At 71.3% G+C, this 9,446-nt stretch carries 10 protein-coding genes; 4 read left to right on the top strand and 6 right to left on the bottom strand.

Annotated elements, in window-relative coordinates:
* A partial coding sequence (gene carA / locus VED21_RS02050; protein WP_324880643.1) for a glutamine-hydrolyzing carbamoyl-phosphate synthase small subunit occupies positions 1-826 on the top strand: 826 nt, incomplete at its 5' end.
* 19 nt (positions 827-845) lie between these two features.
* Here carA and VED21_RS02045 read toward each other — a convergent pair.
* Together VED21_RS02045 and VED21_RS02040 are read right to left on the bottom strand one after the other, a co-directional pair.
* Positions 846-1,691, bottom strand: a complete 846-nt coding sequence (locus VED21_RS02045) for a hypothetical protein (RefSeq protein WP_324880642.1) — start codon at positions 1,689-1,691, stop codon at positions 846-848.
* 39 nt (positions 1,692-1,730) lie between these two features.
* On the bottom strand, positions 1,731-1,970 hold the full coding sequence (locus VED21_RS02040; protein WP_324880641.1) for a hypothetical protein: 240 nt from the start codon (positions 1,968-1,970) through the stop codon (positions 1,731-1,733).
* 273 nt (positions 1,971-2,243) lie between these two features.
* Here VED21_RS02040 and VED21_RS02035 point away from each other — a divergent pair, with 273 nt between their 5' ends.
* Complete coding sequence (locus tag VED21_RS02035; RefSeq protein ID WP_324880640.1) at positions 2,244-5,246, top strand: response regulator; 3,003 nt, start codon at positions 2,244-2,246, stop codon at positions 5,244-5,246.
* Between the two features lie 2 nt (positions 5,247-5,248).
* Positions 5,249-5,548: an HNH endonuclease gene (locus tag VED21_RS02030; protein ID WP_324880639.1), complete on the top strand. Its 300-nt coding sequence runs from the start codon at positions 5,249-5,251 to the stop codon at positions 5,546-5,548.
* 25 nt (positions 5,549-5,573) lie between these two features.
* Here the strand turns inward: VED21_RS02030 and VED21_RS02025 are convergent, their stop codons facing one another.
* On the bottom strand, positions 5,574-6,269 hold the full coding sequence (locus VED21_RS02025) for a hypothetical protein (protein WP_324880638.1): 696 nt from the start codon (positions 6,267-6,269) through the stop codon (positions 5,574-5,576).
* A gap of 70 nt (positions 6,270-6,339) precedes the next feature.
* Complete coding sequence (gene serA, locus VED21_RS02020; protein ID WP_324880637.1) at positions 6,340-7,584, bottom strand: phosphoglycerate dehydrogenase; 1,245 nt, start codon at positions 7,582-7,584, stop codon at positions 6,340-6,342.
* 195 nt (positions 7,585-7,779) lie between these two features.
* On the opposite strand from serA, the gene arsC reads away from it, so the two are divergent.
* Positions 7,780-8,124 (top strand): arsenate reductase (glutaredoxin), encoded by a 345-nt coding sequence (arsC, locus tag VED21_RS02015; RefSeq protein WP_324880636.1) that lies wholly within the window; start codon positions 7,780-7,782, stop codon positions 8,122-8,124.
* Between the two features lie 4 nt (positions 8,125-8,128).
* Here the strand turns inward: arsC and VED21_RS02010 are convergent, their stop codons facing one another.
* The gene (locus VED21_RS02010; protein WP_324880635.1) at positions 8,129-8,599 is read right to left on the bottom strand and encodes a hypothetical protein; all 471 of its coding nucleotides are present in this window, start codon (positions 8,597-8,599) and stop codon (positions 8,129-8,131) included.
* Between the two features lie 93 nt (positions 8,600-8,692).
* The coding region (gene queG / locus VED21_RS02005; RefSeq protein WP_324880634.1) for a tRNA epoxyqueuosine(34) reductase QueG at positions 8,693-9,446 on the bottom strand (754 nt) is incomplete at its 5' end.

Here is a 9,446-nt window from a genome sequence, read left to right as displayed (position 1 = left end):
CCTGATCGGCCTGGCCGGCATCGACACCCGGCGCCTCACCCGCCGCATCCGCGACCTGGGCGCGCCCAACGGCGTCGTCGCCCACAATCCGAAGGGCGAGTTCGACCTGGACGCGCTGCGCGCCAAGGCAGCTGGCTGGCCGGGGCTGGAGGGCATGGACCTCGCCAAGGACGTGTCCTGCCGCCAGACCTACGCCTGGGACGAGGCGGGTTGGACCCTGGGCAAGGGCTACGGCCGGCAGGAGAACCCGCGCTTCCACGTCGTCGCCATGGACTTCGGCGCCAAGCGCAACATCCTGCGCTGCCTCGCCGACGCCGGCTGCAAGGTCACCGTGGTGCCGAGCACCGCCACCGCCGAGGAGGTGATGCGCCACAAGCCGGACGGCGTGTTCCTGTCCAACGGCCCCGGCGACCCCGCCGCCACCGGCGAATACGCCGTGCCGGCCATCCGCGACCTGCTGAACACCGGCGTGCCGATGTTCGGGATCTGCCTTGGCCACCAGATGCTATCGCTGGCGCTGGGCGGCCGGACGGTGAAGATGGAGCGCGGCCACCGCGGCGCCAACCACCCGGTCAAGGATCTCGCCACCGGCCGCGTCGAGATCACCAGCCAGAACCACGGCTTCGTCGTGGTGCCGGAAAGCCTGCCGGCCGACGTCGAGGTGACGCACGTCAGCCTGTTCGACGGCTCCAATGAAGGCATCCGCCTGAAGGGCAAGCCGGTGTTCTCGGTGCAGTACCACCCCGAGGCCTCGCCCGGCCCGCAGGACAGCCACTACCTGTTCCACCGCTTCGTCGACCTGATGGACGGCAAGCCGCTCCCCTGATCGAAAAAGAAGGGCCCCGTCAGGGGCCCTTCTTCGTTGGGGTCGCGCGCTCGACGCCACCGAAGGCGGTGGTGCCGCCGCGCGTGCCGGGCGAGGAGCCGGGCTGGCCGAAGTCCGTGCTGTCCGGCGCCGGTCCCTCGGCGGATCGGCTTGCGGTCTCGCGGTGCACTTCGGTCATGGGGCCGGGGCGCTGGTCGAACGGCGCGTCCGCCGCCGTGCCCCAGTCCGCCCCCCGCGCCTCGCCCGATGAGGCACCGGCCGCCGCCCCGTCCGGCACAGGCTCCGCCATGGGTCCCGGCCGCTGGTCAAAGGGCGCCCAGCCCACGGTCTGCCAGTCGGCGCCGCGGCTCTCGGCATCGTTCCTGACGGCACTCCCGCCGCCCTCCCCGCCGCCCTCGATCCGGGCGGCTTCCTCGGCGGCGCGGCGGGTACCGCCGGCGCGGGCCTGGCGGGACAGGATACCGCGCACCTCGTCGGCCCGGTCGTCCTCGGCGCGCACCAGCAGCAGGGCGCCACCACGCTGCACGCCTTCGGCGTAGCGCTGCATCTCCGATTCCGGCACGCCGAAGCCCGACAGCACGCCGACCATGCCGCCGGCCACCGCCCCGGCGCCGGCACCGGCCAGGGCGGTGACGGCCGAGCCGGCCGCCAGGATCGGTCCGATACCGGGAATCGCCAGCGCCGACAACCCCATCAACAGCCCGCCGGCGCCGCCCACCGCGGCGCCGACCCCGGCGGCCTGCGCCGCCTGATCACCGGTGACGAGGCTGATCGCATCGCGCGGCACGCCGGCGGCGTCGAGCGCCTCCACGGCGCGGCGAGCCTCGTCGAGACGGTCGTAGAGGGCAACGACGGTGGTCGTCATCGAAACCTCCTGTCAAAACGAGCCTGTTAAAACGCCGAGTTAAAACGCGAGGGCGCCGGCCACCAGGATCAGCGCCGCGATGATGATGGCGGGGATCGCCATGCCGCCCAGCGACCAGCCGCGCAGGCCGGCGGAAGGCGGTGTAACCGTAGGGCTGCGCTGCGTCGGCGGCACGGCGCCCTGCGCCTGTTCATAGACGGTGCTGCGGTCGGGGCCGGTGCGGAGCGTGCCGTCGCGCACGTTCAGCGGCGAACCGGCCGGCTGCCGGGAATCGGCCATGGGACACTCCCCGTCGTGGTTCGTTCCTCGACCAGCCAACAGCGCTTTCTTTCGATTGGTTCCAGACCGGAAAGCTGATGGACAGCCCTGGAACGCACACAGTGGTTGTGCCTTTTCCCGGGCGGCGTGCTACCATCGGACTGGCCGCCGCCCTGGCCGGGAGCGCCGGCCCGATTCGTCCGAAGGCCTGTCACGTTGCGCGTGCACGACGCCCAGATCCGCACCGGTGCGACGCCGGCTTCCCACCGCTCCGCCGCGGCCGGCGGAATCCCCTTGCGTTCGGGACTGGTGCTGCTGGTGCTTGCGGCGCTGGTGCCGGTGCTCGCGTTCGCCGGCTGGCTGGTCGCCCGCATGGCCGACACGCAGGGCGCCGCCATCGAGGAGCGCGGCCGGCATCTGGCGCAGACCCTGGTCGTCGCCGTGGATCGCGAGCTGACCGCCATGTCCTCGGCCCTCCAGGTGCTGACCACCTCGCACCACTTGGAGGTCGGTGACTTCGCCGCGTTCCACCGTCAGGCGACCGAGGTGCTGCGCCACAAGGATATCCGGCGCGACGGCATCCACATCGTGTTGACCGACACCGCCGGCCAGCAGATCGTCAGCACCCGCCGTCCCTATGGCGAGCCGCTGCCCACGGCGGCCAGCGCCGCCCAGGTCGTGCGCGTCGCCGAGACGGGCCAGGCCCGCATTTCCGACCTGTTCAGCGGTGCCGTCGCACGGGCGCCGCTGGTGTCCGTCAGCGTGCCGGTCTGGCGGGATGGGCGCGTCGCCAACGTGCTGTCCATGAGCATCCCTGTGGAGGTTCTGGCGGGCCTGCTGCTGCGCCAGGGCCTGCCGGACGACTGGACCGCCGCCGTGCTGGATCGCAAGGGCGTGTTCATCACGCGCACCCTGGCGCACGAGCGTTTCGTCGGCACCCCAGCCGCACCCGACGCCTGGGCGCTGGCGGGCGGCCGCGACAGCGGCAGCTACCGCCACACCTCGCGCGACGGGATTCCGACGTTCTACGCCTTCGCCCGCTCGGCCGTGTCGGGGTGGACGGTCTCGGTGGGCGTGCCGCTCGCCACCATCGAGGCGCCGATGCGCCAGTCCATGCAGGTGGCCCTGGTGGGCGGCGCGCTCCTGCTGCTGCTCAGCGTCGTGATGACGTTGGCGGTCGGCCGCCGGCTGTCCGGGCCCGTCGCCCAGCTGGCCGCCGCCGCGGAGGCGTTGGGCCGCGGCGAGACGCCGGGCGGCACGCGCACGCTGGTGCGCGAGGTGAACGCCGTCGGGGCGGCGATGCGCGACGCGGCACTGCGGCTGGACGACGGCGCCACGCAGCAGCGCATGGCCATGCAGGCCGGCGGCATCGGCATCTGGCGCCTGGACGGGCGGACCGGGGAGTTGCGCTGCTGGGGCCGCTCGGGCGCGATCCTGGGTCTGGGCACCGGCATCGTCGAGGCGCCGGTCGCGCATTGGATCCGCAACGTGCCGGCCGGGCACCGCGACCGCCTGCTCGCCACCCTGCACCCGGCCGGCGCGTCGGCCGGCGCCTTCGCGCGCGGCGACTTCGACCTGGAATTTCCGGTCGAGCATCCGGGCGGCGAGACCCGCTGGGCGGCGTTGCGCGGCGCCGTGCTGGGCGACGGCGGACCGGAGTCGCGCCGCGCCGTCGGCATCCTGGAGGATATCACCGAGCGCAAGCGCGCCCTGGAGATGCAGTTGGTCGAGGCGGAGGAGCGGCACGCCGCCGACCGCCGCCTGTTCGCGGCGATCATCGAAAGCTCGACCGACCTCGTTGCGGCGCTCGACCTGGACCTGCGCTTCATCCTGTTCAACAGCGCTTATCAGAGCGAGTTCGAGACGATCTTCGGCCACCGCCCGCAGATCGGCGAACGACTGGCGGACGCGCTGTCCCACCTGCCGGACGAGCGCGGGCCGGCGCTGATGATCTGGAGCCGCGCGGTGGATGGCGAACGGTTCACGGTGGTGCACGACTTCGGCGACATCCGCCATGCCCGGCGCACCTACGAGATCGCCTACGACACCATCGTCGACGGTGCGGGCAAGCGCATCGGCGCCTTCCATCTGGCCCGCGACGTCACCGAGCGCGAGCGCGCCCGCGCCGCGCTGACCCAGGCCGAGGACACGCTGCGCCAGGCGCAGAAGATGGAGGCGATCGGCCACCTGACCGGCGGCATCGCGCACGACTTCAACAACCTGCTCCAGGCCATCGGCGCCAGCCTCTACCTGATCGAGCACCGCGTCACCGCGCCCGAGGTGCTGGAGCCGCTGCGCATGGCGGTGAAGGCGGTGGACCGCGGCGCCACGCTGACGCAGCACCTGCTGGCCTTCTCGCGCCGCCAGCGGCTGGAACCGCGGCCGGTGGACGTGGGTGCCCTGGTGCGCAGCATGGGCGGCCTGCTGGAACGCACCCTGGGCGGCACCATCCACATCACGGCGGAGGCGGACGCCGAGCCGTGGCCGGCGCTGGTGGACCCGAACCAGCTCGAAATGGCCATCCTCAACCTGGCGATCAACGCCCGCGACGCCATGCCGTCGGGCGGCACGCTGACGATCCGCAGCGCCAACGCGCCGCTGGGCGACGACGACCGGCCGAACACGCTGCCGCCCGGCGACTACGTGGCCATATCGGTGCGCGACACCGGAACCGGCATGCACGACGAGGTGGCGGCGCGCGCGTTCGAGCCGTTCTTCACCACGAAGGGTGTCGGGCACGGCACCGGGCTGGGGCTCAGCATGGTGCACGGGCTGGCCGCGCAGTCGGGCGGTGCGGTGCGGCTGGACACGCGGCTGGGAGAAGGAACCATGGTAACGCTCTACCTGCCGCGAGCCGACGGCCCCGAAGAGGCGGAGACCGGGCGCGATCCCCTACCGGCGGCGGCGGAGCCGGCGCGCCCCGCCTGCGTGCTGCTGGTCGAGGATGAAGGCCTGGTGCGTATGGCGACGGCCACCTTCCTCGACCAATCCGGCTTCCGCGTCGTCGAGGCGGCGAGCGGGGCGGAGGCGCTGACCATCGTGCGCGGGGGAGAGCCGGTCGACCTCGTGCTCACCGACTACGCCATGCCGGGGATGACGGGGCTGGAGCTGGTGCGCGCGCTCCGCGCCGAGCGGCCGGACCTGCCGGCGCTGATGGTGACCGGCTACACCGAAGTGCCGCAGGCGACGCTGGCGGTGGAAGGTCTGACCATCATCCAGAAGCCCTATCGGCCCGACGATCTGGTGGCGCGCCTGCACGCCGCGCTCGCGGCGCCGTTGGCCGAAGCCGGCGTGTAGCCGTGCCGGCCGAGGGACGGCCGCCCTGCCCGCTTTGCGGCCGGCCGCTGATCCCCGGGCCGAGCGTCAACGAGCACCACCTGCTGCCGCGCACCTACGGCGGCCGCGAAACGGTGACCCTGCACCGGATCTGCCACGACAAGATCCACGCCGTGCTGAGCGAGGCGGAGTTGCGCGACCACTTCCACACCGTCGAGCGGCTGCGCGCCCATCCGGAAATCTCCGCCTTCCTGCGCTGGGTCGCCCGCAAACCGCCGGAGTTCGTGGACGGCCATGCCTCGGGGCGCGGAAAGCGGCGGTAATTCCCGTGCCCCATCGCGAGAAGGGTTACAGCTTCGTCTTGCCCTTGATGTACTTGGACAGTTCGCCGCCGCAGCTGCCGCTGACGCGCTTGTACTCGGCGATGGTGTCCACCTTGGCCTGACGGCGGTCGCGCTCGCGGGAAAAGTCCTGGAGAAGCTCCTTCAGCGCCGTGTCGAGCGGCCGGCGCAAGGCCTGGGCCGCCTGCTGCTGGCTGCGCGCGCGGACCGAGCCCAGGCGCGCCGCCGCCGTCTCGATCCGGCGGCGGATGGCCGGCGCGAACTCCTTCAGCAGCGCCTCGTCGGTGGCCACGTGCATCATCTCGTGCGCCAGCACCTCGCCATGGATGCAGGAGCCGCGGGGCAGTTCGCGCGCGACGTAGACGACGCGCTCGATGAAGCCGAAGGTGACCTTGACCGCCGACAGGGCCGCGCAGACCGAACCGTCGCCTTGCGGCTGGAACAGCACGCCGAGCTGCGACTGCTCCCCGTATTTGGCGTGCGCAAGGCCCAGGATGTTGCCGCCCGACGCCCCCGCCGGCCCCGGCGCACGGCCGGGAAGGCCAGCCAGCTGGGCGGTCGAGCGCGTGTCGTCGCGCCCCAGCGGCACCACCTGGAAGTCGACCTGGACGGACGGCCGGTCAAAGGCCGGACAGCCGTTCGACTGGGCGGCGGCAGGACGGGGCGCGGATAGCACGACGGCCGCCCCGAGGGCGGCCGCCATGGCAAGGCTTGCGTTGAAGAGGCGCATCATTCCCAGGATGTCGGCATGCGCCCCGCGCCGCACAAGACCCTCAGCGCCGCCCCGGATAGAGGAAGCGCGTCTTCAGCGTGCCGTCGATCGCCTTCAGGTCGTTCAGCACCTCGCCCTCGTCCACGTCGCCGTCGGCATCGATGACGACGTAGCCCAGCTCCGGATCGGTCTGCAGGTACTGGGCGGCGATGTTCAGGTTGCGGGCCGAGAACACGTCGTTGATCTTGCGCAGCACGCCCGGCACGTTGCGGTGCAGGTGCAGGAAGCGCGTCGCCCCGTCGTGCACCGGCAGCGCCACCTGCGGGAAGTTCACCGCGCCGATGGTCGAGCCGTTGTCGGAATACTCGATCAGCTTCTGCGCCACCTCGGTGCCGATGTTGGCCTGCGCCTCCATGGTCGAGCCGCCGATGTGCGGCGTCAGGATCACGTTGGGCATGCCGCGCAGCGGGCTGACGAACTCGTCGCCCTCGCCCGACGGCTCCTTCGGGAAGACGTCCAGCGCGGCGCCCAGGACGTGCTTGCTCTCCAGCGCCGCGACGAGGGCCTCGATGTCCACCACCTTGCCGCGCGCGAGGTTGATGAGGTGGGCGCCCTTCTTCATCGTCTTCAGTTGCTCGGCGCCGATCATGTTGCGGGTCTGCGGCGTGTCGGGCACGTGCAGGGTCACCACGTCGGACATGGCCAGCAGCTCGTCCAGCGAATCGACCGGCTGCGCGTTGCCCAGCGCCAGCTTGCGCACGATGTCGTAGAAGACGACCTTCATGCCCATCGATTCCGCCAGGATCGACACCTGGGTGCCGATGTGGCCGTAGCCGACGATGCCCAGCGTCTTGCCGCGGATCTCGTAGCTGTCCTTGGCCGACTTCATCCAGCCGCCGCCGTGCACCAGGTTCGACTTCTCGAAGATGCCGCGCATCAGCATGATGACGTCGCCGATCACCAGCTCCGCCACCGAGCGGGTGTTGGAGTACGGCGCGTTGAAGACAGGAATGCCCTGCTTGCGGGCGGCCTTCAGGTCCACCTGGTTGGTGCCGATGCAGAAGCAGCCGACGCAGAACAGCCGCTGCGCCGCCTCCAGCACCTTGGCGGTCAGGTTGGTGCGCGAGCGGATGCCGATCATGTGCACCGAACCGATGCGCTCCAGCAGCTGCGCCTCGTCCAGCGCGTGCGGCAGCCGCTCGACGGTGGCGTAGCCGCGCGCCGCCAGCTCGGAAATGGCGTTGTCGTGGATCCCCTCGAGCAGCAGGATCGAGATCTTTTCCTTGGAGAGCGACAGCTTGGTCACGACGGCAATCCTTCGTTCCGCAGGGCCCGTGCCGGACCGTATATGCGATAACCCTGATAAAGGCACGGGCGCGCGCGCAAGGTAGCGGCAAGCGGCGCCGTTGTCACGGGGTACGGAAGGCCTGCATGGCCGCTTGGCGCGGCGCGCGGGGCGGGTGTATGTCTCGGCGAAACGTCCGAAACGGGAGACGAGGCCATGAGCGACCCGGTGACCATCTATCACAACCCGCGCTGCACCAAGTCGCGCCAGACGCTGGAGCTGCTGCAGTCGAAGGGCGTCCAGCCGACGGTGGTGGAGTACCTGAAGACGCCGCCGAGTGCGGACGAGCTGAAGCGCATCCTGGCGGCGCTGAACAAGGGCCCGCGCGAGATCCTGCGCGCCAAGGAAGCCGCCGAGGCCGCGATCGGCAAGGACCTGGACGACGAGGCGCTGATCGCCGCCATGGTGGCGAACCCGATCGTGATCGAGCGCCCGATCGTCGTGAAGGGCGACAAGGCCTGCGTCGGCCGCCCGCCCGAAAGCGTGCTGGAGATCCTGTAAAAGGTCAGCGCAGGACCATCCGCTCGATCAGCACGTCCTTCAGCAGGTCGCGGCCGGCCTCGCGGGCAACGGCGTCCTTGACCGCCTGCTTGACCCGCTCGGCCGAGCCGGGACCGACGAGGCGGTTCTCGCCGATGTCGCGCACGCCGTCGTAGAGCCGGTCCTCGATGCGGTCGATCCGGCTCTCGACCGGGTGCTGGCTGGCCCTCGGGCGCAGTTCCAGCGTCACCTTCAGGTCCAAGGTGCGCGAGCCGGACAGCGGGAAGCGCATCTCCGGCAGGGTCTGGAAGTTGCCCTTGGGACCCATCATCGAGACGACGCGCCGATGCTCCAGCACGCGGTCGACCGCCGTGGCGCCGGGAAGGCCGAGCACCACCAGCGTCGCCAGAACGCCGATGATGGCGATCAGCATCCGATGCGGTGAATGGTGCTGGTGCGGCGGTGTTGCCCGCCCTGCCGTGTGAACGAACGCCATGGCACGGGCCTCCCTCTGGGGCCATTCCCGAGGCTAGCACCACGGGCCGCGAAGTCCATTCCCCGGATTGCCGCAGCCCCTACCCCGCCCCTGTCATCCCACGGCGACGGCGCGCAGCCGGTCCACCGCCCAGCGGGCGGCGTCGCGCACCACCGGGGACGGGTCGTCCAGCAGCGCCTGCGCCGCCGGGATGCGCGCCGGGTCGCCGCAGTTGCCCAGCGCCACCAGAACGTTGCGCACGAAGCGGTCGCGCCCGATGCGCTTGATCGGGGAGCCGGAGAACACCTGCCGGAACCCGGCGTCGTCGAGCTGCGCCAGATCCGCCAGCCGCGGCGCCGTCAGTTCGGCGCGCGGCAGGAAGGCGGCTTCCTTGGAGCGCGCGGCGAACTTGTTCCACGGGCAGACGGCAAGGCAGTCGTCGCAACCGTAGATGCGGTTGCCCATCAGCGGCCGCAGTTCCTCCGGGATCGGGCCGGCGTGCTCGATGGTCAGGTAGGAGATGCAGCGCCGCGCGTCCAGCTGGTAGGGTGCCGGAAAGGCGTCCGTCGGGCAGGCGTCCTGGCAACGCCGGCAGGAGCCGCAGAGGTCCCGCCCAGGCTCGTCCGCCGGCAGGTCGAGCGTGGTGTAGACCTCCCCCAGGAACAGCCAGGAGCCGTGGGCGCGCGACACGAGGTTGGTGTGCTTGCCCTGCCAGCCGAGCCCCGCCTTCTCCGCCAGCGGCTTCTCCATCACGGGGGCGGTGTCGACGAAGACCTTCACGTCGGCCTTGAAGCGGTGGGCCGTCCACTGCCCCAGCACCTTCAGCCGACCTTTCACAAGGTCATGGTAGTCGCGGTTGCGGGCGTAG

Source organism: Azospirillum sp. (assembly GCF_035627195.1).
In the GTDB taxonomy this organism is placed as follows: domain Bacteria; phylum Pseudomonadota; class Alphaproteobacteria; order Azospirillales; family Azospirillaceae; genus Azospirillum.
Note: the sequence above shows the minus strand (reverse complement) of the source record. Positions and strands in the feature narration are given on the sequence as shown.

Excerpts from the sequence above, each read along its gene's own strand:
- VED21_RS02045 (WP_324880642.1), bottom strand. The coding sequence starts at position 1,691 with ATGACGACCACCGTCGTTGCCCTCTACGACCGTCTCGACGAGGCTCGC.
- VED21_RS02040 (WP_324880641.1), bottom strand. The coding sequence starts at position 1,970 with ATGGCCGATTCCCGGCAGCCGGCCGGTTCGCCGCTGAACGTGCGCGAC.
- VED21_RS02025 (WP_324880638.1), bottom strand. The coding sequence starts at position 6,269 with ATGGCGGCCGCCCTCGGGGCGGCCGTCGTGCTATCCGCGCCCCGTCCT.
- arsC (WP_324880636.1), top strand. The coding sequence starts at position 7,780 with ATGAGCGACCCGGTGACCATCTATCACAACCCGCGCTGCACCAAGTCG.
- VED21_RS02010 (WP_324880635.1), bottom strand. The coding sequence starts at position 8,599 with ATGGCGTTCGTTCACACGGCAGGGCGGGCAACACCGCCGCACCAGCAC.